Annotated in this window: 20 protein-coding genes and 1 riboswitch; of the genes, 5 read left to right on the top strand and 15 right to left on the bottom strand. The window is 42.7% G+C overall.

The window, feature by feature from the left end:
• Positions 1-3 precede the first annotated feature (3 nt).
• From HQ39_RS05150 to HQ39_RS05120, 7 genes are all read right to left on the bottom strand, one after another.
• Complete coding sequence (locus HQ39_RS05150) at positions 4-1404, bottom strand: MutS-related protein (protein ID WP_081965384.1); 1401 nt, start codon at positions 1402-1404, stop codon at positions 4-6.
• Positions 1401-2402, bottom strand: coding sequence for a hypothetical protein (locus tag HQ39_RS05145; protein WP_200878514.1), 1002 nt, complete (start codon positions 2400-2402; stop codon positions 1401-1403). The genes HQ39_RS05150 and HQ39_RS05145 overlap by 4 nt, the downstream gene beginning before the upstream one ends.
• Before the next feature lie 27 nt (positions 2403-2429).
• Positions 2430-3674, bottom strand: a complete 1245-nt coding sequence (gene ablA, locus HQ39_RS05140) for a lysine 2,3-aminomutase (RefSeq protein WP_036864290.1) — start codon at positions 3672-3674, stop codon at positions 2430-2432.
• Between the two features lie 5 nt (positions 3675-3679).
• Complete coding sequence (locus HQ39_RS05135) at positions 3680-4720, bottom strand: L-erythro-3,5-diaminohexanoate dehydrogenase (RefSeq protein WP_036791139.1); 1041 nt, start codon at positions 4718-4720, stop codon at positions 3680-3682.
• A 46-nt stretch (positions 4721-4766) separates the two neighbouring features.
• Complete coding sequence (locus HQ39_RS05130; protein WP_036864287.1) at positions 4767-5585, bottom strand: 3-keto-5-aminohexanoate cleavage protein; 819 nt, start codon at positions 5583-5585, stop codon at positions 4767-4769.
• 148 nt (positions 5586-5733) lie between these two features.
• A complete protein-coding gene (locus HQ39_RS05125) occupies positions 5734-6117 on the bottom strand; it encodes a hotdog domain-containing protein (RefSeq protein WP_036791144.1) in 384 nt (127 codons plus the stop codon).
• A 21-nt stretch (positions 6118-6138) separates the two neighbouring features.
• Positions 6139-6789, bottom strand: coding sequence for a CoA transferase subunit A (locus HQ39_RS05120; protein ID WP_036848175.1), 651 nt, complete (start codon positions 6787-6789; stop codon positions 6139-6141).
• 454 nt (positions 6790-7243) lie between these two features.
• Between HQ39_RS05120 and HQ39_RS05115 the strand changes: the two genes are divergently transcribed.
• Entirely contained in the window at positions 7244-10087 is a 2844-nt protein-coding gene (locus HQ39_RS05115; protein ID WP_036864567.1) for a M16 family metallopeptidase, read from the top strand.
• 442 nt (positions 10088-10529) lie between these two features.
• Here HQ39_RS05115 and HQ39_RS05110 read toward each other — a convergent pair whose 3' ends face one another.
• The 8 genes from HQ39_RS05110 to HQ39_RS05075 all read right to left on the bottom strand — a co-directional run bounded on the left by HQ39_RS05110 (position 10530) and on the right by HQ39_RS05075 (position 18671).
• Positions 10530-11462, bottom strand: a complete 933-nt coding sequence (locus HQ39_RS05110; protein ID WP_036864286.1) for a helix-turn-helix transcriptional regulator — start codon at positions 11460-11462, stop codon at positions 10530-10532.
• Between the two features lie 24 nt (positions 11463-11486).
• Complete coding sequence (locus HQ39_RS05105) at positions 11487-12200, bottom strand: DNA/RNA non-specific endonuclease (protein WP_036864284.1); 714 nt, start codon at positions 12198-12200, stop codon at positions 11487-11489.
• A 22-nt stretch (positions 12201-12222) separates the two neighbouring features.
• The gene (locus tag HQ39_RS05100; protein ID WP_036864283.1) at positions 12223-14292 is read right to left on the bottom strand and encodes a dynamin family protein; all 2070 of its coding nucleotides are present in this window, start codon (positions 14290-14292) and stop codon (positions 12223-12225) included.
• Between the two features lie 2 nt (positions 14293-14294).
• The gene (locus HQ39_RS05095) at positions 14295-15392 is read right to left on the bottom strand and encodes a dynamin family protein (RefSeq protein ID WP_262498722.1); all 1098 of its coding nucleotides are present in this window, start codon (positions 15390-15392) and stop codon (positions 14295-14297) included.
• Between the two features lie 102 nt (positions 15393-15494).
• Positions 15495-16217, bottom strand: a complete 723-nt coding sequence (locus tag HQ39_RS05090; RefSeq protein WP_036864270.1) for a hypothetical protein — start codon at positions 16215-16217, stop codon at positions 15495-15497.
• Positions 16218-16219: 2 nt separating this feature from the next.
• Positions 16220-16624, bottom strand: coding sequence for a hypothetical protein (locus tag HQ39_RS05085; RefSeq protein ID WP_152565511.1), 405 nt, complete (start codon positions 16622-16624; stop codon positions 16220-16222).
• Positions 16625-16626: 2 nt separating this feature from the next.
• Positions 16627-18429 carry a dynamin family protein gene (locus tag HQ39_RS05080; protein ID WP_036864265.1) on the bottom strand — a complete coding sequence of 601 codons (1803 nt, stop codon included), beginning with the start codon at positions 18427-18429 and terminating at the stop codon, positions 16627-16629.
• Positions 18430-18443: 14 nt separating this feature from the next.
• Complete coding sequence (locus HQ39_RS05075; RefSeq protein WP_036864263.1) at positions 18444-18671, bottom strand: hypothetical protein; 228 nt, start codon at positions 18669-18671, stop codon at positions 18444-18446.
• Positions 18672-19775: 1104 nt separating this feature from the next.
• A riboswitch (TPP riboswitch) is annotated at positions 19776-19897 on the top strand.
• A 138-nt stretch (positions 19898-20035) separates the two neighbouring features.
• On the opposite strand from HQ39_RS05075, the gene thiS reads away from it, so the two are divergent.
• Genes thiS through HQ39_RS05055 form a run of 4 tightly spaced genes read left to right on the top strand, consistent with a single transcriptional unit; the run spans position 20036 to position 24888 of the window.
• Positions 20036-20236, top strand: coding sequence for a sulfur carrier protein ThiS (gene thiS / locus HQ39_RS05070; RefSeq protein ID WP_036848169.1), 201 nt, complete (start codon positions 20036-20038; stop codon positions 20234-20236).
• A 56-nt stretch (positions 20237-20292) separates the two neighbouring features.
• On the top strand, positions 20293-22065 hold the full coding sequence (thiC, locus tag HQ39_RS05065) for a phosphomethylpyrimidine synthase ThiC (protein WP_036792639.1): 1773 nt from the start codon (positions 20293-20295) through the stop codon (positions 22063-22065).
• Positions 22066-22107: 42 nt separating this feature from the next.
• The gene (thiE, locus tag HQ39_RS05060; RefSeq protein ID WP_052079457.1) at positions 22108-24105 is read left to right on the top strand and encodes a thiamine phosphate synthase; all 1998 of its coding nucleotides are present in this window, start codon (positions 22108-22110) and stop codon (positions 24103-24105) included.
• A 12-nt stretch (positions 24106-24117) separates the two neighbouring features.
• Positions 24118-24888, top strand: a complete 771-nt coding sequence (locus HQ39_RS05055; protein ID WP_036864260.1) for a thiazole synthase — start codon at positions 24118-24120, stop codon at positions 24886-24888.
• Position 24889: the final 1 nt, after the last annotated feature.

The raw sequence follows: 24889 nt of genomic DNA, 5'->3' as shown, positions 1-24889 counted from the left end.
TTTTTATATGTTATTCTTCAAATGTCTTTTGATGTGTAGAAGAAATTCATCGTTTACTCCTACTATCTCAGCTATACGGATAGCCTCATGAGGCACATCTCGTGCTGTGGTCTCTTCTAATGAGTAGTCTATATAATCATTTATATGCTCTACGCTTACTTTGCCGGAAGTACACCTTTCTTCTCTGAAACCTTTTACTCTAAGTTTTCTTACAGGCATATCTATGCCATAGTGAGTGGTAATAACGGCACGTACATTCTCTTTTACCAAAAACTCCAACATTCCACACACAATGGCTTGTCCTTCTACCGGATTCGTTGTTCTTGCCAATTCGTCTATGAGCACCAGCATAGACGTTCCCTTTTGTGCTTCTAAAACAATGTCGTTGACTTTTAGCATTTCAGAAGCATAAGAAGATAAGCCTCTGCTTTCATCTTCTCCGTCTCCGGATATTATGGCAATCCTTTTTACCGGAGCAACTGTTGCAGAGGTTGCCGGAATAAAAAATCCAAACTGTGTCAAGGTTTGTGCAAGAGCAATACTTTTCAGGAAAACACTCTTCCCGGCCATATTTGCTCCGGTAACCACGGTTGGACTTTGGGGTAAAACTACATCAACGGGCTGAAACCTTTTTCCTTTTTCCTCTAAGTAAGTACTGACTTCCGGATGGAATAGTCCCTCAAAATATGTCTTCTCCTCGACTATTGAAGGCTTGCAGAGGGTCATTTTGATCGCTTGCTTAGCTTTAGCCAATAAGAGATCCAAATGTCCCATTTCATTCAGAGCTACAACAAGGCTTGATGCATATTCTTGCAGTTTGGCTGTCAAGGTTGTACGAATGTCATCTTCAAGACGAACAGACTGAATACGTACACTCTCTATTTCCTCTTCCGGATAGCCCTTTTCTGCCATGTGTCGTATTTGAGCCCTTAGTGAAGCCAGAGTCGGAGAGTAAGAATCATAGATATAAAAATGAGGGATGCGTTTGCCTTCCGGGTCCAGCAAGTCAACAACAGGTTCCAAGTCAGGAACGAATAGGAAAGAAAGATTTAGCTGCTCTCCCAATTCCCGGCAATGTACCGCTAATAGAGCCAAATTTTTTATCTCAAAGAGCTCTATATCGGTCAGTTGAACCTTTGCTGACAGGCTTGAAAGAGTTCCTTTGATATCTCTTAACTGCATCAACTTTACTTCCATGACAGTAACAGGTTCTTTGAATTCCGGAGAGAGTAATCTTTCTTTTAGCAACTCTACTTCAGAAAGAGCTTGTTCTATTTCTGTCTTATCGGTCAGGAACGGAGACTCTGAAAGGCATCTGCGCCCAACAGGAGAGAGAATGCTCAAATCCTCAAGCATAAAGCGAAATCCGCTTATCTCTTCTATCGCTTGCTTAATCGACATCATATTCTTTTAATATCATATACCGGGATTTGCAGAGCCTCTTGCATCTCTTCTTTCAGTAGATCCGAATTGAGGCAGATCCCATTCGGAGCCAGAGGATTTATGGTAACGGCTATGAGATTGGTTTGTTGAAGAGTTCTTACAATATTTCCTTCCCTTTCGTAGGCATCAAGGACATTGGGAGAGAGAAATAGCTTTGTAAAGTCTTGAACAATCAGCTCTACATTTCTTTTTTGTAATCTGAGAGTCTCCAAGAACTTATCACTTACCAACCCCGATACGTATATCCTATTCCCAAAACCAAATAGCTCTTTGGTGCTTTTCTCTGCCAAGAAAATCGACGGTATTCCCAAATCATGAATCGCATCATTTTCATCAACAGCCCAAATCCCTCCCGTTATGTTTGATAGGGATGAGGCTAAGGCAGATTCAATAGCCGAGATACCTATAAGCCGTTTTACAAACTGTGTTTGACGCACGAGTTGAGAAATGTTGGCAGAAAGAGCGGCTCCTGTTGCAAGTACCATGGCATCCGTTACAGCCGGAGAAGCCAAGCTCATACGGGAGAGAGCTCCATCTACCAATGTTGTCTCTATATTTAGTCCCTTTAGTCGCTTTATCAGTCTTTTTGTACCCGCCGTATTGGATGGACCTGAGATCAAACACTTCCCCGATAGTACGGAACGTGCTGTTATGAGTCTTCCCAAAGCCGTTTGTTCACTACTGACATCCAATATTTCGGAGATGAGCCTGCGCCTTTGATAGTGATTTTCAGAAGTAACAAAGGTCATCCCTTCATATATGGTTATTTCCGGCTTCGGTGTCCTGGTTACACGATCGGTATCTTCGCCATCCACCCCAATAGAAGTTAAAGCAATAGAGGTATCCATCGTGCTTATTCTACGAAGAATATAATTAAGACACTCTGTCTTTCCGGTATTCTTCTCCAAGCCAACGATGGATACACTCTCGTGCTCTAATATGTCTTTTATAAAAGGCATACTTTTAAGGGGGCATGGTCTTTTGCCTTAGTGTTCGTTCCGTTTGTGTCTTGCAAGTTCTTTAGGTTCTATGGAAAGTTGTTGACCTCCCAATAGTGCAGCAACGCCTTCTTTGGCTTTCTGCTTCTTGCACTCCTCGCAGTGACACTCTTCTACATAATCTTCCGGTTCGGTATAAGTGCTTATGACACCTTCGTAGTTGCGCACTACCACACGATTAGGACTTTGAGAGATCATGTACGATGGCATAACCGGTATTTTACCGCCACCGCCGGGAGCATCTATAACGAAAGTCGGTACTGCATAGCCGGAAGTATGTCCGCGAAGATTCTCAATGATTTCTATACCCTTGGATACAGGAGTACGGAAGTGTCCGATACCCATACTTTGGTCACATATATAGATATAGTAAGGACGAACACGGATTTTTACCAACTCGTGTACCAGCTTCTTCATAATATGAGTACAGTCATTGATACCACGCAGAAGTACACTTTGATTCCCCAAAGGAACGCCGGCATTGGCTAGACGTGCACAAGCTTCTGAAGATTCTCTCGTAATCTCGTTCGGGTGGTTGAAGTGCGTATTCAGCCATATCGGATGATACTTCTTCACCATTTCGCAAAACTCGGGAGTGATGCGCTGAGGCATTACGACCGGAGTTCTTGATCCGAAGCGGATAATTTCCACATGAGGAATTTCTCTAAGACGTTGCAGTATGTACTCAATTTTAGAATCGCTCATAAGAAGAGCATCTCCTCCGGAAAGTAGAACGTCTCTTACCTGAGGAGTACGTGCTATGTAGTCTATGCACGCATCTATACGCTTTTGAGGAGAAGCAGCGTCTCTTTGTCCGGCAAAGCGACGTCTTGTACAGTGTCTGCAATACATTGCACACATATCCGTGATGAGGAATAAAACTCTGTCCGGATAGCGGTGTGTAAGTCCTGGTACAGGAGAGTCGCTATCTTCGTGAAGGGGGTCTTGTAAATCTGAAGGACTTACATGAAGCTCATTTTCTGTCGGAATAGACTGCTTTCTTACCGGGTCATGAGGATCGTTGGGATCTATCAAACTTAAATAGTAAGGAGTGATAGACATCCTTATAGTCTTGAGACTTTCTCGAATCCCTTGATCCTCTTCCGGTGTGAGAGAAATATACTTTTTAAGGTCTTCGACAGTCTCTATTCTGTTTTTTACCTGCCATTTCCAATCGTTCCATTCTTCATCTGAAACATTAGGAAAAAACAGTTTTCTATTGCTTTCTCTCATAAGGCTTATGCATAGAGTTCTGTGAAAATCTTTCTTAGAGCTTCAGACTCTCTGAGTTCTTGAAGAGTGATTTCAGCGTGTCCTTTGGTATAACCGTTACCGATCAACATAGTCACGTCGCTACCTACACCTTCTGCTCCAAGAGCCGCTTTCGTAAAGCTTGTAGCCATAGAGAAGAAGTAAACTATACCTGTATCCTTAGTGATAAGGATGCTTGTCATTTCTGTATCAGGTATGTTAACATTATTGATTGTTACATCAGCAAGCTCTCCATTTGTAAGAGCCTCTATCTTTTCCAATACGGGAACAGGTTGAGTTGCATCTGCCGAGAATACATGATCACAAAAACCTAAAGAGATAAGACGATCCGTACTCTTTTGAGAATGAGTAATGCCAATAACCTTACCGGTTACACCCGCACGTTTTTTTGCCTCATAGCAGCAAAGCATACCGGACTTACCACCCGCTCCAATAATTACCACTGTATCACCCGGACGAACAAGTTTTGCTGTTTGAGCTGGAGCTCCTGCTACGTCAAGAGCAGAAAGAGCCAATTTTTCGGGGAGATCTGCCGGAATTTTAGCATAGATACCACTCTCGAACAAGATAGCTTTTCCGTCTATGTCTACTTGATCCACATCTTTACGAATCTCTTTGATCTTGTCTATTCGTAGTGGGGTTAGTGAAAGAGAAACAAGAGTAGCTATTTTGTCACCGACCTTAAGGTCTGTCTTACCTACAAGAGCATCACCTATCTTTTCCACAGTTCCGAGGAGCATACCACCCGAACCTGTCCAAGGATTGCGGTGCTTACCTTGTTTCTCTACTATTTCCATCATGATTTCAGCAATTCTCTTTTCATCACCATTTGCACGTGCAGAGATGTCTGTAAAAGAAGCCGAGTCTATATTTAGAGTTTGCACATCGATGAGGATCTCATTGTCGTAGATCTCATCCATATTGTTGTCGATCTTATTTGCCGGTTGTGGAAGAACGCCTACCGGTTCTATCACGCGGTGTGTTCCGTACTTATTACCTTTTTTCATAACGGTTGTTTCAATTATTTTTTTGTTAGAATACTTTACTCAGTCCTTATTTGATACTTAAAATTCGTCTTGCTTCATCAGGAGTGGCAATCTCTCTGCCGAACATTTTTGCCATTGCAACTACTTTCTCCACAAGTTCTCCATTAGATTTAGCCAATACGCCCTTAGAGATGAATACATTGTCTTCAAATCCGACACGCACATGACCTCCATCTATAATGGCAAGCATGGCTAACGGAAATTCGTATCGACCTACTCCTGCTACGGTATAAGTAGCATCGCTTGGAATACTGCCACGAAGAAAAACAAAGTCTCTCATCTCTCCGGCAATACCGCCATTTACTCCCATTACAAAGTCAAAATGCATAGGAGACTTTATATACCCTTTTTTGGCCAGGCGGAGCGCCATGTCGATCATACTCTTGTCAAACACCTCAAGTTCAGGTTTAATGCCCAATTCTATCATGCGTTGTCCAAAATACTTGATCGTATTTTCTGTGTTTGTGAATACTTCATCACCACCGAAGTTGAGTGTTCCGCAGTCCAAAGTAGCCATTTCGGGCTTGAGTTCGGTGGGTTGAAGACGCTCATCATTTGTCATACCCACAGCTCCTCCCGTAGAAGGTTGGATGATAACACCCGGACAAGCTGCGTATATGGCATCCATTACCTCTTTGAATCTTTGCTTATCCTGTGTCGGAGTACCATCATCCCAACGGACATGCAGGTGGATGATACTTGCTCCTGCATCAAATGCAGACTTTGCTTCTCTTACGCACTCTTCCACAGTATAAGGTACTGCGGGGTTGTGTTCTTTAGTTACCTCCGCTCCGGAGATAGCTGCTGTGATAATAAGTTTTTCCATTGTGTCTATTTCTGATAAGGAGCAAAAGAACGAGAGATACGAGACACGCTTCACCCGATACTTGCTCGGTGTTAGTAATTTCTTGTTAAAGAACTTATTTGGATTTCTATCCCTTGATCTTGCTAAAGGACCTAAGGATCAAGAAGATTTATTTCCTTTGACACTCTTTGGGCACCACGCATGTTCCGCTGGCACGACACACCACGATAGGTTCTTCCAAAACATCGGCTGCAGAAGCGGAGATATCTGTTCTTGGGCGGATTACCTTTCTCGCCTCGAATACCATTTTGCGAGAAGTGTTACCCAATTTTGTGATTTCTCCTGTCGCTTCGATATAGTCTCCGGCAAATACAGGATTAAGGAACTCCACGTTATCATACGCCACAAAGAGACCTTCGTCTCCATCTTGAGCGATAAGAAGTTCGGTTGCAACATCTCCAAAAAGTTGGAGCATCTTTGCTCCATCTACAAGATTTCCACCATAGTGAGCGTCATGAGAACTCATGCGCACGCGAATCAACGATTTTTTCATACTATTAAAAGTTCTATTTCATTAGTGTTGTACGATATGATCAACAAAGATATGAGGCGTGTGTATGCTCTCCGGAGCCAAAGAGCCCGCCGGGACTATCTCTTCAATCTCTGCAATGACAAGATCGGCAGCCATAGCCATAAGTGGATTGAAGTTTTGGGTTGTACCTTTATATATAAGGTTACCCATTTCGTCTCCTGTGGAAGCACCTATCAAAGCAATATCCGCACGCAGAGGTTTCTCCAACAGAAAGATCTTTCCATCCACTTCCACTTGGGGCTTCCCTTCTTCTATGATGGTACCTAAGCCGACCGGAGTGAGTACACCTCCAAGTCCGGAACCACCACAACGGATGCGTTCTGCCAATGTCCCTTGAGGAGAAAACTCTATCTCCATCTCGCCATTACGCATCTTTTCTCCTGAGTGAGGATTAGTGCCGATGTGAGAAACAATCAGTTTTTTTACTTGATTATTTGCAACAAGCTTCCCACATCCTTTGTCCGGAAATCCGGAGTCATTCACGATGAGAGTCAAGTCTTTCACGCCTTTCTCTACAAGAAGGTCTATGATATTTTCAGGGGATCCGTTTCCAAGAAAGCCGCCAATCATGAGAGTCATGCCGTCTTTTACTTTCGCGGCTGCTTCAGCCGCAGAAATCAACTTCTTAGCCATGTGGTGTAATAGTTTTTACGTTGTAAAGCCTGCCTTTATTTGCAGGGCATCTACTTCTTATATTATTGTATTCTATATTCTTCAGTGTCGTTTTTTCATCTTCCAGGGAACACCTTTTTACCCATACTCATCTGTCTTTTTCAAAAAGGTTTTCTTCTGGCAATGCGAATGTAAGGAAAAAAAATTGTGTCTGCAAAAAACCACACTTCTTGGGGCTATTCTTTTTCCGGTATTTCAAGAATAAGACCTTTTCAGGAACAGGCATAGGGATGTTTTTGTCAAAAAAGATCCCTTCATAAGGATCTTTAGATTTTTCCCCTGTACGTTTTCCAAATAAAACGGAGCTATAAAAAAAAAGAATATCTAATTCTCTTTCTTATAGTGCTTTTTGACTATCTTTGCCCTGCTCATATATCAGGACACAAAATTCATCACTAATACGTACAAAACCAAAATGAATCTAAAAAAACTAATCTCAAGAGGAGTGGCTCTTGTGGCGCTACTCTGTAGTTTCGGAACAGTGGCTTATGCTCAAGAGATTCCGACAGACCAAGAGGTTCGTGTAGGTAAGTTGGACAATGGTCTCACTTACATCATTCGTCGCAACACCGAACCCAAAGAACGTGCCCACTTCTACATCGCTCAGAAAGTAGGTTCCATTCTTGAAGAAGACTCTCAAAGCGGTTTGGCTCACTTCCTCGAGCACATGGCTTTTAACGGAACAAAGAATTTTCCGGGCAAGAACCTTATAAATTATCTCGAAAAAGTAGGTGTGCGTTTCGGTTACAATCTCAACGCATATACCGGTTTTGACGAAACCGTTTACACCATCATGGACGCTCCTACTACCCGTCAAGGCATTGTGGACTCCTGCCTGCTCATCTTGCACGACTGGTCCGGATGTATCTCTTTGGAAGAAAAAGAGATCGACGCAGAGCGCGGTGTGATTACCGAAGAATGGAGAGGCGGTCGTAACGCATTCTCTCGAATGCTTGAGAAAGTTCTACCTAACATCTTCCCTGAAGGCAACCTTTATGGCAAGCGTATGCCTATCGGTAGCATGGAAGTAGTCAACGGCTTCAAGTATCAAGAGCTTAGAGACTACTACAAGAAGTGGTATCGCCCGGATCTTCAAGGTCTCATCATCGTGGGAGATGTTGATGTGGATTATGTCGAAAACAAGATCAAAGAGATTTTCAAAGACATTCCTGCTCCCGGTCCGGATGCTGCCGAGCGTGTATATACTAAGGTTGAAGATCACCAAGAACCCCTTATAGGTATTGCCACAGACAAGGAGTCTCCAATGACTTTACTCATGCTCAACTACAAGAGAGACGCTCTTTCAAGAGAAGATCGTGCTTCTATCAAGGGTATTCTTTTGGAATACTTTTCCTATGTGGTTACTTATGCCATGAACGAACGCTTGGAAGAGATCGCACATAAACCTAATGCACCATTCCTCGGAGCCGGTGTCGAAGATGGCAGTTTGCTTGGTTTTGCAGTAACCAAAGATGCTTTTGGCTTTACGGCACAAGTAAAAGAGGGCGGACTTAAAGAGGCTATGAATGCACTGGTGGCAGAGAAGAACAGACTCATAAAATACGGTATCACTCAAAGTGAATACGATCGCGCCAAAACAGAGTTCCTTAAAAACCTCGACAATGCAGTGAAAGGCAAGGCAAACCGTAAGAATGCTTCTTATGCCGAAGAGTATAAAGAGTACTTCCTTAAAGGTGGTATGCTCCTCACTCCGGAGACTAAGAAAATGATGTTCGACCAGCTTGCTCCAAACATTCCTCTTGCAGGACTCAATCAGTATGTACAGCAAAGCCTTATCGCTCCATACGACAACCTTTCCATCATGGTACTCGGACCGGAGAAAGAAGGCGTGGAAATGCCTACAAAGGAAGCCGCTTTGGCGATGTACAAAGAGGCCAACGCGATAGCGGTAGAGCCTATCAAGGAGACTGTTTCAAACGTTAAGTTGATGGAGACGCTGCCTAAGCCCGGCAAGGTAACCAAAGTAGAGAAGAACGTATCCTTTGGTGCAGACAAGTGGACACTTAGCAACGGTGCCGTGGTTTACGTCAAGCCTACAACATTGAAAGAGAACCAGATCCTTTTGAGCGGTCGCAGCAAGGGAGGTCTCCTGCCTTATTACGAAAAAGAGTTGGATAACGCCAAAGTATTCGGTTCTGCCATTGAAGTGGGTGGATTGGCACAGTTCTCTGCAACAGACCTTCCAAAGGTTCTTGCAGGTCGTTCTGCTTCCGTGTCTACATCGGTAGACTATGTTGGCGAAAACGTATCAGGATCATCCACAAAGGACGATTTGGAAACCATGTTCCAGCTTCTTTACCTCAACTTCACAGCCAAGCGCACAGACAAAGAAGCTTATCAAGCATTCAAAGAACGCACCATCAGCAACCTCAACAGCCAAAAGGCCAACCCTATGTCCGTATTGCCGGACAGCATCTCGGCGACAATCTTCAACAACGATAAGCGAGTGGCAGCCCTTTCTGTAGAGAACCTTGAAAAGGCCAACTACGACCGCATCATGGAGATCTACAAAGAACGTTTCTCCAATGCAGGCGACTTCACTTTCGCTCTTGTGGGTAGCTTTACAGAAGAAGAGATTAAGCCCTTCGTAGAGCAGTATATCGCCTCTCTTCCTGCCACTAAGGTCAGAGAAAAAGCAATGAGTGATAAAGTTCCCGGAACTGCTGCAAAAGGTCGAATAAACCACTTCTCCAAGACAGTGGATACACCTCTGGCTGTGGTTGTGGATCTTTATGCCGCAGATGGCAAAATCTCTCTTGAAAACGAACTCAAGATGGATCTTCTTACAGCTGTCCTCAGCCAACAGTACACCAAATCCATTCGAGAAGAAGAGGGAGGTACTTATGGCGTATCCGTAAACGGCTCTTACAGCAGATACCCTGTGGCTACAAAGAGACTCAACATCGTCTTCAACACAGCTCCTGAAAAGGCAGAAGCTCTCAACAACAAAGTGAAGAGCGAGCTTAAGGAAATGGCTGAAAAAGGCATAGACAGCTCTTACCTTGAAAAAAGTATCCTTAACATGGAGAAGAACTACCACGAACGTCTCAACGAAAACTCATATTGGTTGGGGCTTATTTGGAGGGAAATCGAGTATGGTGAAGACTTTCACACAGACTACTTGAAGACATTGAAGTCCATCACTCCTCAAGGCATACAAGCCTACCTCAAGGAAATCCTTGCAAACGGCAGATACTTTGAAGTGGTATTCAAGGGCGTAAAAGAAGAAGGCAAATAAGCAGATCCCTCACGGATCAATACCCTATATCCAAAAAGGAGAGAAGAGGCACAGTACCTCTTCTCTCCTTTTCTCATTTGGTCTGCTCTGCTTCCACTCTTGCTCTGTTCCGCACATCTTTTTCTCCCGAACTATCGTACCCGGAGTATTGATAAATAAAATACCATGCTCTGTTCCTTACATCTTTCTCTTCCGAATCTGTTTACAAAAGAGATTTAATACGAACAGATCTTCTCTTGAACCTTTCTACATTTCCCATTCAAGCCCCGACTTTTGCAAGTCGAGCCTTGAGCATTGGAAGTCGAGCTTTGAATGTAGGGTATCATGGCTTGATTTCCGGTATTCAAGCCTTGATTTTCACTTTTTAATCCGTTAAAAAGCGGAAGTGTACACGTTTAGAGAGACTTTTAGACACGTTATTGAGCATTTCCATGCCCGGAAACTACTCTTTTTCAGAAGCCGGCAGGTTTTGCTCATAAGATTCAAGCATCTCTCTCAGTTCTTGCTGTATCTCTTCCCTAAAAGATTGTGGACTCAAGATGACCAGTTTCGCTCCTTGTGCCAAGACAGCCTGTCTGAAGTCAAAGCTTGGGCATACGAAGACCTCAAAGTCGGTATAGGTCTCATTCTTTGAGATCTCTTTTTGAGACGAGTGTAGAGGTATCTCCCTGATATATCTGTCTTGAGGAGATAAAACACGAAATCGAATCGATAGCGGAGCACCTTCTCTCATAATTCCATAAGCATTTCGGAAGTACTCTGTGGGCTCAAGAGCTTTCTTCTCCTTATGGGTAAAAGTATACTTTTTATCCTCCAGAACCTCCAGCTCTTTCACTCTTTCCAAAGCATAAGTACGAAGCTTGTTTTCTTCTGCTACCTTCCCGATAACATACCATCGTCTGTCAAAAAGTCGGATAAAGGCGGGACAAAGCCTGAAACTTCTCGGTTCATCCCAATAAAAAGACTGATATGACAGCCGGATGATCTTGCTTTCTTTGATTGCTCTGACAACTTCCAAGAGATGCTCCGAACCGGAAGGCGCAGACTCTAACATTACAATATCGTTATCGATCTTAGAGTCTATAAATGCTCGAAGTCGCATGGCACTCATTAGCCAATCATAGAGCGAGCTTTGCTCAAACGACATATCCTCTTTCTCAATGCTATACTTACGAGAATATGCATTGTACGTTACATTCCAACCAAATTCTTGATAAAGGTCTGCCTTGTAACGCTCGAATGTTCTGTGGCTTATGGAACTCTTTGTGTCGTTCATCGCTGCACAATCCCATGCAGCAATGATCTCTTCTTTTGATAGCTCCTTTCGTTGTAGCGTATCAACCAGCCAAATAAGAAACTTGTGTTTGTTTGTCATCTCTTGCCGTTATTATCAGAGATTTCATTTGGGGAGATTATCAAAAGTTATCACACGCTCGGATCCGTCGATGATAATGGTTCTGTTGATACGATCCGGTCTGAAACTATCACCTGTGTACTCTAAAGTATCAGATACGATAACCTCTTTTCCATCTTTGACTGCATTACTCAACTCGTTTTCTGTCTTAAACCAAAGACTCCCAGAACGATTGAGTTCGCGAGCCATAGGGATTTGATTGATTGCCTCATTCGGACCACCAAGCCTGTTGGGTACAAGATGTCCGGCATCGTCATGCCCCAATATTCCATCCTTATCTTTAATAATCCTTGCTTGGGTGTGAGTATCACGTTGTTGGTAGCGTGTCCCCTCAATAGGTTTGTGTAGTTCGGCTTTAGATGATACCACACGCCCAAGATGATCTGTTCTGCAAACCTGCCTGTCATCAATGGTATAGGTCGTATCAGGCATCAGTTTTGTTTCATTGATAAACTCATTCAAGCTGCCTGCTCCTTCCAAGCTGCCCGCCTTGGCAGTGGCTTTATTCCCATCTACTTTGATCATCGAGTTGCGATTGTACTCCTCAGTCCCTCGAACAATAACCTTACCATCAGGATCCACTCCAAACTCCAAGTCTTTCATGAAGTAGTTTGGATTCAGTCTTTTACCAAGTTGATTAAGATAACATGCAAGTGCCGGTCTAAGAATAGCCAGATCTGTTTGAGAGATGTTTTTCATTATTGAATGTATTCAGAGAGTATTAAACCAAGTTCTTTATAGTGATTATTTGTTGATTTATAATATCTAATTGTTTGGTATCTTCTTCTATCTGATTTGTCGCTAGTTTTATAGCCTCTTCCTTATTGATTTTTCCACTCTGAATCTCTTCTATTTGTTCAGTAAGAGGGGCTATGATTTCAGTAAAGAGGACCTCTCTAATAAAATCTGTTTTTCTGCTGCGCTCGGAGTTAATAGCATTGAATATATCGTCTATCTTTTTCAGAATAGCATCTTTAATTTCGTTGAATGCGCTTCTCAGATTATTCTTAAAATCTTCTACACCAAAAATCAATTGCCCCAATTTATTATCAAATAGGATTTTACGAGGAATAGATAGTATGCCTGCAATAACTTCTATTATAGAAATAGAACTCTCACTCTCTTTTAGGGGATCCTCTTTAATTGATTCAACATCGCAAGACAACTGAAGATTAGCCTTTAGAGGGTTGAGAATCTGCTCTATCTCAAAATCTTTTATATAGTGCTTAAAAAGAGTGCTTGTGTCATCCATAAAAAGAGCACTATCATCAAACATCTTTTTTTCTACTTGCCGTAATATTTCATCAATAGCCCTGTAAAGTTCTCTTTCAAGAGTATGTGTGATTTCTTTGTCTATAGAATTTATATTCTCATTAAGAGAACTAGTCCTTTTTACTTTTTCTAATCTTCGATCAATCCTATTATGCAGTTCATCAACAATATCTTCACAATTATACTTCCCTTTAGTTACAATCCCTATCGTTGTGCTACTTGAATCAATTCTGAAATTTTCAATTTTGAGGTCAAGTTTTCTTTTTAGTTTGTTAAGATATCGCAATTTGTCTTCAATCTCATCTCCTGAAGCATTAAGATTTTCAATAAGTTGAGAGTTTTGGTGAATAGACTTTATGAGATCGCTCTTTATTTTTTCGCCCATCACCATAATCAGGTTTAATGGCTTGCGTAGCATGATATTCTCTTTTTCTTCGGATATTACCGTGCTGATTGAAGAAAAAAGTCGATCAATAAGGCTACACTGTCTCAGCTCGGGCTGAGAAGAAATCTCAAATATGTCAGTTAATCTTTGCCATGCATGCTTATATTCTCCAACTGACTGAATTTTTGACATTGGCAACTGACTAAGAAGAGACATGGATGCGGATATTGGTATTGGCGTAACTTCATTGATGATTCCTTTTAGCGTTTCGTCTCCTACTTTTTCAGCAGCTTTTTTTACTTGATCTATCACATATTTTGTGATGTTATCAGTATCTTCTCCTGTTTCGTAGGCTATATCATACTTGTTGATACCTATAATCAACTTACCTATACCGCTTTCACGTACATTTTCAAAAAGGATATTGTGATCGGTTTCATCAAATGGTCGTCCGGCATACAATAGAAGAAGTACGACATCAGCATTTTTGAGAAAATCTTTCGTTCTTTCCTCTCTTGATACAATGGGGTCATTAAATCCCGGAGTATCCACAATTTCGACTCCTTTCAGGTATTCTAATGGATAGTATATTTTGACAGCTTTGGTTATGGCAACATATTTTCCTTTAGCTCCAACATATTCGATAAGTTGAGATATGTTGTCTGTTTGTTTTTTGCCCAATAGTTCTTTAAGCTCGGTTTCAGAGAATCTATTATTTTCAACTAATTCTCTTGCAGCCTTTATTTTTGCAGCCTTTATGGAGAACTCTTGAGATTCATCATAGTGGCTTTGAGCAATAGCCTTTTGCTCTTCCCATTCTTCTTTTGTATAGAACTCTGCTTCAATGCTTTTCTCTTCACCATATGTAATGACAGAAAGAGCTGCTGTCATCGGTGTTGTTGCAGAGGGAAGTACGTCATCCTCAAATACAAATGTATTTAAGAATGTGGATTTCCCACTTTTCATTTGTCCAATGACCCCTATTGTCAAGATATTATCTTCAATACGTCTCTTGATTTCATTGGCTTGATCTTCTGCAATCCATTTGTAGTCAAGAGCTGTATCAATGGTTGCAAGTACTTGTTGCTTTTTGTCGTAGTGATTTTTTAGCAAGTTCTTTGGTGTTTGTTCCATTATTAGTTTAATTCTTTTGTTAATGACTTTAGTTTACTACTGATTTCTTCGGACCGCTCAATTAAATAAGATATATGTTTAAGCTCTGTTTCTTTTCTTTCCATCTCTTTAGAGTAGTCCTCTATGTCACTCCCGGCTTTTATGAGAAAATCAAATTCAGACTCAATATTCTTAAAAAAAGAGAGCAGTTCATTCCCGGAGCATTCGTCAAGTTTATACTCTTTTTTTGAGGAGAAAAAGCCTTTTTCTTTCAAAACAAGGTATTCTTTTAGGCGTTTGCTTTCGTCTTCAATCTTTCCCAAAGTGGATTTTAGTATGTTTTTTTGGGAGTTTACTTCATCACTAAGTTTTTTTCTGGTTTCGAGTGTAAGCTTTCTTCTCTTGGCCATATTTGTCTCAATAGTCTCAAGAGCTTTTTCAAGATCGTATAAGAATGAGTTTGTCTCTTTTCCTATATCAGCAAGGGCCTTGATCGGAGCCATAATACTTCCTATAGGCTCTTTATTTGAAAAGCGATGATAAGCTTCTACACATAATCCCTCCTTATCAAGAGTCTCTTGGATTAGTTTTTGAACAGCTTCGACTTCTTTTTCAGATTTTGTATCTACCTTATTTATCACAATATGAAGAGGTCTGCGTAGGTGTTCCCGAATTGTTCCAATGGATTTACGATTAATCGTTCCAGCATTTACATCGAAAACCCAAAACAGAGCATCGCACTCATTGATGACCTCAATAGTTCGTTGTGCATCTTCGCTATCATTTGAGCTAAATCCCGGAGTATCTAATATACTTAGATTCTTAAGATGATCATTTTTATATTCCATAATGAAGTAGGTAATGAGTGAAGATATACCTTGTACTTCATCTAATATAGCCTTGCTGACACTTTTAAAGGTTTCTTCTCTCATCTTTTTGAGATTATTATCCGGTGAGATAAATTGAAAAGCAGGCTTGGTATCAGCATGAGAAATATAGGTTGGGATAGCGGTCGTAGCTTTGGTACTGACTGGAAGAAGAGTGACATTGGGATTATCTTGAGATAAAATTCTATTAACCAAAGATGTCTTACCTGCTGAAAATTCTCCAATGAAGGCTATCGAGACTTTCCCCTTAATCCATGTTTTTCGTTCGAGAGCCGCCCATCTATCAAGAGATTCTTTTATCGTTGGTAGGGAGAAATCTCCTTCTATATGACCTTCTTAAACGTGTTTTGAAAGATGTTCTTGAAGTTCATCTCTTATAAAGTCATACAGCTTCTGTATTGCTTTTTCAAGTTTGTTTCGTTTTTCATCATCATTTACAAGAGGAGCCTTTAGAATCTCTTGGACAAAGCCAAGAGCTTGTTGTTTGCTTTCAAGATTGGAAGTTTTTTCTGCGAGGCTCTCGTTGAGATTCTTTATTTCTCTTTCAAGTTTTGTATTGTTGTGTTTTAGTTCTGTAGCTACATTCTCTTTTTCTGACAGTTCTTTCTTCTTTCTTTGAAGTTGAGTTTGGAGTTCATCTCGTTCTTCTTCTATCTCATCATATTCTTCTGTCAGTTTTTTGATTTTGTGTTTAAGTCTAGCATTTTCTTGGCTGAAATTATTATCATCTTTAGTGTTAGGAAGTCTTCCTTTCTCCGTGGGAGGTTGCTCTTTTATGTTAATAGGTTGGCCGTTTTCTTCTGCTGTTGTCCTTTTTGTTGTTTTTTTTAGTTCTTTTTGGAATTTATTCCTTTGATGCTCTGCATTACTACCTGTAAGCTCCAATGCTTTAATATTGGATTGAGGAGTAATAATTTCTTGCTTTGAGATCTGTTCATTGTCCGTGGCAGTAGCTCCTAGATTATCATTATGATACTGATACTCCGCGGTATCAGTATCACAAGAATTATTTTTCTTCAAAAGCTTCCAATGCCTAGGAAAGATCGTTTTTATATTCATTATCAAATTTGGTCTTTTAACTCATTAACTTGTCCTTCATATTCGGATAAAGCAATCTTGTATTTGTCTAACTTTCCACTAAGTTCTTTGTTTTGCTCTTTTAATACTCTGTTCTCCTTTTTGAATCTCTGTAAGTCATCTTCAGTGTCTTCAAGATCAAGAGAGTTTTCTTTTGCAGCTCTTTTCATCTTCTCAAGATTGGATAGAAGTTCCTCTATTTGATTGGTCATCTCCATATTCCTCTTTTGAAGCTTTTGATTCTCTGCAGATAAGCGTTCGTGTTCAAAAGTGTCAATTGTTGGTGTTTTGCGACTTAAGCCGCCTCTTTTTTGTACTTGAGAATAGATGACAGCACCTACGACTCCACCCACGATAAAAGTAATAGCCAATTCCATTGTATTATTCATGATTAAAAGAAGTTAGTTAATTCAGATTTGTAGTTACTCAACTGTTTCTTTAACAGTTGATTCTTTTCCTCATTTTCTTTACTCTCTTCAAGTAACTTTTTTATGATATCTTGTTTTGAACAAATAAATGAGGTGCTTGCCGTTATTATATGAGAGTTGACACCGCGTATAATGGTATCGCTGATATTTTGAAGAGATAAGCAAAATTCGGGTAATAGCTGGGAGTCCAAATATTCTTGAATGATCTTATTTCGTTGAGGTTTAGCAAGAATTTTATCTGTTCCTGCGCTTACAATCCCTGATAGAGGACCTTTAGATCCTCCTACTTGACGGTTTATTTCTTGACTTTTCTCATGCACCTTATTAGCAAAAGCAAGGCATTTTTGTAGCTTTCGATTGCTTCTTATTGAGGCTATATCGGACACTGTATCAGCTACATCTACTGCGGTATTCAAAGCAGCCATTCCTGTCGCCATACGACTGACTGTCCCTGCTGCTCCTGCTGCTCCTGCTGCCACCACCCCTCCTGTCGCAGCTAGTGCTACAGCTCCTATAATAATAGTTCCCCAGCCTATTGCTTTATCATATTCGTGTCCAACGGAGTTTAAGTCTATATCCATTGAAAATGAATCAATTGTGAGATTGTCCCAATCTTCATTGGTGAGAGTCTCTAAGTTGATTCCAAACTCATATAGCTTGGTTTCTGAGGCTTTGGCTCGGATTAGATTTTGTAGCTTGGACTTATACTGATTGAAGACGATGCTTGAGTCTATGTTTATGACCTCGTTTACAGCTGAGTTATAGTCTATACTTTTGCTGGATAGTACCCTATCAAGGCTTTGAGTAACTTTCTTTTGAAAGAATTGTTTAGTTTCATTGTTTAGCCCTTTCAGGTCAAATTCCACATTTTCTTCTAAAGCTTTTATGTATCGCTGAACTTTTTTTAGTTCTTGGCTCTCAGAATCTATTATCTCATTGAGATTTTCCACACTTTTACTTTCCTTTTGTAGGGAGTCAATGTAGGAAAACATATCCCTTGATAAGTTCTTAAGTTGATGCTCATTAGACTTCTCAATAATCTCTTTCTTTTGATTTGAGATTTTTTTGAACAACTTGTCCAGTTCTGAGAGTTGATCGGTTTGAGCAGAGACAAAAATGACATCTTCTACTGAGATTTTTCCATTTTTTAGAATCTCTGTTCTTAGATCTGAAATGATTTCCGCTGATTTTGTATCAGATTTTGTTACAACCAAGTAAATTAATCTGCCACTATCAGATATTGTTTTTACAAACTCAGTTAAGCTCTTTGTGAGTTGTTGGTTAATATCTGTGACAAGTAGTATCGCATCTGCTTGAGGTAGAAAATCAACAAGAGTTTGCTTGTGTCTGGTGTCAGGAGAAGATAGTCCCGGAGTATCAATTAGAATAATATTTTGAGGAACTCTACGTGATGTATCATAGAGATTGACCACCAAAGAGTCTTGTAGAGTTTCATTTTTAAGATCTTCAAGGCTTCTAGCTTCTGTGAAGTTCTCACCAAAAGTTCTTATGACCTCTGCCTTATTTTCCTCTTGACCAAAGAAAACTTTGTAGATTGTTGCCGTTGTAGGACGAGTGGCTGTCTCTAAACATTTGCTATCTGTGAGGGAATTAATTAGGGTCGTTTTTCCTGAACTGAACTCTCCCACTAAAGGGATATAAATAGGTGTTGTGTCTCCCGTCCGAGAGGATATATCTGTAATACGCTTGCACCAGTCTTCTCGATTTAGTTCTTTGGCAATTTCAAAGAGCCTTTGTGTATTCATATTTTTATAGTTGTTTATAATCTAACAAAAGAGATGAGTGTTGTGGAGCGGAAGACTCCTTTTTCGGAATAGATGATAAGCTCTTTCCCACGCGCTTCAAGGTCGAGAATACGACCTACTGCGCTTTGGCCGTGATAGCGAGTGGTCCAGCTTAGTCCTTTATTGTGCGAGACTTCAAGCTGTGTGGGGTTTTTCGGAGAGATTCTTACAAAGAGATTCTCCAGTTGTAACGCATGTGCCATAATACAATTTTTAGTATTGGATGAATAAGTAACTTTAGTTATTCACAGACTTGCGGAACATGATCGGTACAGAAATAAGGGAGGGCGCAGAGACTATCCCATACTCCTTCCGACGGTTGGGCTCTCGCAAAGCCTCAGTCACGAAATAAGCAGAGCAGTTCCGCGCCCTCTTAAGAGGGTACGAACCAGACTCGGACCTATTCATTTGTGACTTAAGTTTAAATTTGCGAGATTTAACCGTCGAAATGTTTGTCCTAAATGTTCGTAGCAAAAGTCGGTATTTTACTTTCCAACTTGCTGATGCAAAGGTAATAATGTTTCTTAACATTATCAAGCGAAATTGGACTTTAAACCGCGAAATCTGCCTGCCGTATCGATCACGAAGTGTCTATGAACTTTGCCACAAAATTACAGAGCCACTTCGCCAAAAGCTGTCAGTCGCTTTCGGATGTGGATAATATTAAAGAATTTGTTTTGCAGAAAGGGTAAATGCGATCTCAATTTTTCTTTTAATCATCAGTTATATAGACTTTTAGAAGGTTTTATTAGCTTGCAAGTTTTTTATGTTAAATAGCTGATTCTTTTTGTGAAACCTGACAAATTAGTTCCAATAAGCAGTAGTTTACCTTCGTTCTTAGTTTTAATTCTTGTCTTTGCAGGGTCTCCGTATGGTGTGCAAAGAGAGAGTCATTTATGTTGCCGAATATTTAATTTGTGAAAGACTTGTTTTATGTTTCTTTATTCCACTTTAATAAAAGAGTCTGAATATGGAAAGAAAATCTCTTGAACCTTTCTACATTTTCCATTCAAGCCCTGACTTTTGATAGTCAAGGTTTGAATGTTGGAAGTCAAGGCTTGATTTCCGGTATTCAAACCTTGATTTTTACTTTTTAATCTGTTAAAGAACGGAAGTATATACGTTTAGAGAGGCTTTTAGACACGTTTGGAGAAAAATGTGTGGGGGTAAAAGGGGGGCGGGAGAAGGAATAAAGAGTGGGAATGTCTATCTTCTTGCCCTCTGTCGGCTACTTTTTTATAAAAAACATTTGATCTTTCGGGAAATAGTGTACCTTTGTGCTCGGTTAGGCAAAAAGACTAACCCATCAACATTCTTGGGGGTGCCATATATATGGATCTGTGTAAGCAGAATATCGTGTATAGGCTGAGATGATACCCGTAACCTGATCCGGATAATGCCGGCGTAGGGAAAAGAAGTCTTCATCATACGGTGGCGCGTTTGCGCCATGGTTGCAGCTTTATATTTTGTCCATTTTCCCCTTTGATATTCATGGTGGTTAAGTCTTCGGCTTAGCTGCCTTTTTTTATTTGTATGCTTGTTTAACGTATTAAATCTACGGGGAAATATGGAGATTACACTCAACAGAGAACGGATAGAGATACCGGAAAACAGTTCGCTGGAAACCATCCTGAAAGAGCATGGATGGGAGAATGGGCATGTCGCCGTCGCTATCAATAAAACCATCATCAAGCGTACGGCATGGGCAGAGACCATAATCCGACCGGGAGATGATATACTCATCATCGGAGCAGTACGGGGCGGATGAACCACACAACGCAGAAAACATATCACACAATAACATCAAAAAGAAAAAGCTATAAGATGAGAGCAAAAGACCAAACAGAAAATCTGACTATTTCGACAGGGCCTCTGCCCGGCAGCGTAAAGATCTACGTTCCCGGCAAGATGCACAATATTAGAGTGGCGATGCGCCGTATAGATCTCTCTCCTACTATTGACGACAAGGGTGTACGGACAGAAAACGAATCGGTAGTGGTGTACGACACTTCCGGTCCTTATACAGATCCGGACTATCATGCGGATCCACGCAAGGGACTGCCCAAGCTCCGCCAAGAGTGGATAGCCGCTCGCGGAGATACGGAGAGGTTGGAGAACCTCACTTCCGAATATGGTCGAGAGCGTCGTGCAGACAGTCGTCTCGATTATCTTCGCTTTGAACACCTGGAAGATCATCCGCTTGTGGCGCAGGAGGGCAAGTGCGTTACACAGCTGGCTTATGCCAGAGCGGGTATCATCACTCCCGAAATGGAGTATGCGGCTATCCGTGAAAATCAGCTCTGCGATCAGATCAAAGAGCAGTACAAGAAGGAGAAAGGGGAGTCGTTCGGCGCACATCTTCCGGAGCTTATCACGCCGGAGTTCGTCCGTGAAGAGATAGCAGCCGGTCGTGCCATCCTGCCTGCCAATATCAACCACCCCGAAAGCGAACCGATGGTTATAGGTCGGAACTTCCTGGTAAAGGTGAATGCCAATATCGGGAACTCGCCTCTGACCAGCTCCATTCAGGAAGAGGTGGAGAAGGCAGTGTGGGCTATTCGCTGGGGAGCGGATACAATAATGGATCTCTCCACCGGTCGCAACATCCACGAAACACGTGAATGGATTGTGAGAAACTCGCCCGTACCGGTGGGTACAGTGCCTCTCTATCAGGCTTTAGAGAAGGTAAAAGGAGATGTTTCCAAGCTCAACTGGGAGATCTACAAGGATACCCTCATAGAGCAGGCGGAGCAAGGGGTGGACTACTTCACTATCCATGCCGGTCTTCGTTGGCAACACATTCCGCTCACAATGAACAGGCTTACCGGCATAGTCTCTCGTGGAGGAGCCATTATGGCGAATTGGTGTACGATGCACAAGCGGGAGAGCTTCCTTTACGAACACTTCGAGGAGATTTGCGAGATCCTTGCACGCTACGATGTGGCGGTATCCATCGGTGACGGTCTTCGCCCCGGAAGCATTGCGGATGCCAATGATGAGGCGCAGTTTGCCGAGCTTCGCACACTGGGAGAACTGGCTCGCATTGCAGACCGACACAATGTGCAGGTTATAATCGAAGGACCCGGACACGTTCCCATGCAGAAGATAAAGGAAAATATGGAGCTGCAACTCGAACTCTGTAATGAGGCTCCATTCTACACGCTTGGCCCGTTGGTTACAGACATTGCACCGGGATACGACCACATAACATCCGCTATCGGAGCAACCATGATAGGGTGGTACGGCACATCCATGCTCTGCTATGTTACACGGAAAGAACACCTTGGTCTTCCGAACAGAGACGATGTAAAGGAGGGTGTGATTACCTACAAGCTGGCGGCTCATGCGGCAGACCTTGCCAAGGGACACCCTTCGGCTTACTTCAGAGACTATGCCATGAGCAAGGCTCGATACGAATTCCGCTGGAGAGATCAGTTTCACCTCGCTTTGGATAGCGAGACCGCACTGAAGTTTCATGACGAAACACTCCCGGCAGAGGGGCATAAGACGGCTCACTTCTGCTCGATGTGCGGAGAACATTTCTGCTCTATGCGTGCGTCCAAAAACCTGCACAACAGAATAAAAGAGGAAGCATAAACAGGAGAAGAACAGTTCTATTCCCTAACGAGATAAGGAACAATGCTTATAGTAATAACACCTCCCGATGCTTCCCCTAAGGTTATAGGCAGATACAACAGTCTGTTTGCCTTGGGATTGGAAGCCCTTCATCTGCGACTTCCGAATGCTTCTCGTGAGGCTTACGAAGCGGCAATATGTGCCATCGAGCCGGAGTATCGGCACAGAGTGGTGCTTTGCGACTATTTCGATTTGGTGGAGACCGCCGGAGTTGAAGGAATTCATCTCCGCTCCGATCGCCTCTCCGAGTATGCGGAATGGCAGGAGAGAGTGGGGCGGATATCCGTTTCTGCTCACAGCATAGAGGAGTTGCGTGCATTGCCGTTCGTACCTTCGTATGCCCTTTTGAGCCCTCTGTTCGACAGCATATCCAAGCCCGGTTATCAGGGAAGCCTGGATAGAGAGCGGTGCAGAGCCGAACTCTCCTCGCTTCCATTCCCGGTCATCGCTTTGGGTGGTATCACTCCGGAGAGAGCTGTCAGGGTTTCGGATTGGGGCTTTTCGGGTTGTGCCGTTTTGGGATACCTTGCAGAGGCAGGGGAAAATCTTGAAGAGGCTTTTCTCCGACTTCCTCGTCCCGAAGTGCTTACCATCGCCGGGCATGACCCTTGTTCGGGTGCAGGCGTGGCGGCAGATATAAGAGCCATAGAGGCTTTGGGCGGTTATCCCCTTTCCGTTATCACGGCTCTTACGGTACAGCATGAGCTTCATTTTGAGAAGTGTATGCCCATACCCGCCAGACAGATAGAGGCTCCTCTGAGATGTCTTTTGGAAAAACATCGTCCGTTGGCTGCCAAGATCGGACTTGTGAGTTCTCTTGAAGATGCTCTTCGCATCGCTTCGGTGCTGAAAGAGAACGGAGTAAGGTATATTGTTTGGGACCCTGTATTGAAAGCATCAGCCTCGGATAATGCGCTCCATGAACGTTGGGAGGAAGATGTCTTGGAGCAGCTGTTGGAGAGCATCACTCTTATAACTCCCAATCTTCCGGAGTGTCAGCGGTTGTTTGGTACCGTTCAGCCGAAGAAGTTGATGGTTTTGGCTCAAAAATATCGTGTGAATATCCTGCTGAAAGGAGGGCATGGAGATTTTTCCGAATCATCTTGCGTGAAAGATATTCTCCTGTTGTCGGATGGTACGAGCCGCGTCTTCACCGTTCCTCGTACCCCTTGGGATAAGCATGGAACGGGATGTCTCCTCTCCGCAGGCATAGCCACACGACTGGCGCAAGGGTACGATCTTCCGACGGCATGCCGTTTATCCCAGCTTTTGGTGGATGCTCTTCGTCGCTCCAATACCACTCTCCTTGGCACTCATGACCATTCGGGCTTGCTCTCTAAAAAGGCGAGACTCTCGGCGTGCCGTTTGCAGTATATCACCGACAGTTACGACAAAGAAGAGGTATTGAGCCGGGCGAAAGCTGCTCTTGATGCCGGAGTGAGATGGATTCAGCTTCGGATGAAAGAGGCAACCTCATCGGAGAGGCTCTCTTTGGCTCTTCCGCTGAAAAAGTTGGTGGACAGCTACGGCGGAACTCTCATTATCAATGATGATGTCGAAGTAGCTCTTGCCTGCGATGCACATGGCGTGCATTTGGGTTTGAAAGATATTGCGCCATCGGAAGCTCGCAAAAGATTGGGACCTGATAAGATTGTGGGAGGGACATGCAACCGACCGGAAGATATTGCAATGAGGGCTCTTCAAGGCGTGGACTACGTGGGAGTGGGACCTTACAGACATACGGAGACAAAGAGACTCTTGAGTCCGATACTGGGGAAAGAGGGTATGCAGAGATTGGTTGCCTATAACCGGCAGCTCCCCCTGCCTCTTCCTCTCTTTGCAATAGGAGGTATCGTGAAGGAAGATTTGGGAGAACTTGCGGGGATGGGAGTACAAGGCGTTGCGCTTTCGGGGCTTATCAATCACGCCGAGTCTCCCTACGAAGAGAGTGTTGCCCTTGTCGAGGCAGTGAATAGAGAATTTAATAAACCAAAGAGATAGAGATAAAAAAGTATGGAAAAGCTTATCATAGCAGATCAGAGCTTCTCGTCCCGTCTGTTTTTGGGCACCGGGAAGTTTGCTTCCAACGAACAGATGTATCGGGCAATAGATGCATCCGGGTCGGAGCTGGTAACCGTGGCATTAAAGAGAGTGGAAACGGACAATGAGCATGACCGTCTCGTGGAAGCGATAAGACGCCCCGGAGTGCAGTTGATGCCCAATACATCCGGAACGCGGAATGCCGAAGAGGCGATCTTTGCAGCACGTTTGGCATACGAGGCATTCGGCTCCCGTATAATAAAGGTGGAGATTCATCCCGACCCCAAGAACCTTTTACCCGATCCGTTCGAGACGCTTAAAGCCACGGAAGTATTGGCTAAAGAGGGGTTCATAGTAATGCCTTATATTCAGGCTGATCCTATCTTGTGTAAATATTTGGAGGAGGCAGGAGCGGCGGCGGTAATGCCTCTCGGTGCTCCGATAGGCACCAACAAAGGGCTTTCTACTCGTGATCTGCTTAGGATCATTATCGAACAGAGCCGCGTTCCGGTAGTGATAGATGCCGGTCTTGGTGCTCCTTCTCATGCGTCGGAAGCGATGGAGATGGGGGCGGATGCAGTGCTTGTCAACACCGCTATTGCCAGTGCGGGTGATCCCGTAGCAATGGCAAGAGCGTTCAAACTTGCCGTAGAGGCAGGGCGCATAGCCTATGAAGCAGGATTGCCGGCGGTGATGAACTGCGCGTCTGCAACTTCTCCGATAGACGGATTTTTCAACGATTAAG

Origin of the sequence: Porphyromonas sp. COT-108 OH2963 (assembly GCF_000768895.1) — a bacterium.
Classification (GTDB): domain Bacteria; phylum Bacteroidota; class Bacteroidia; order Bacteroidales; family Porphyromonadaceae; genus Porphyromonas_A; species Porphyromonas_A canoris.
The sequence above is the reverse complement of the archived record's forward strand: the minus strand, read 5'-3'. Positions and strand labels throughout refer to the sequence as shown.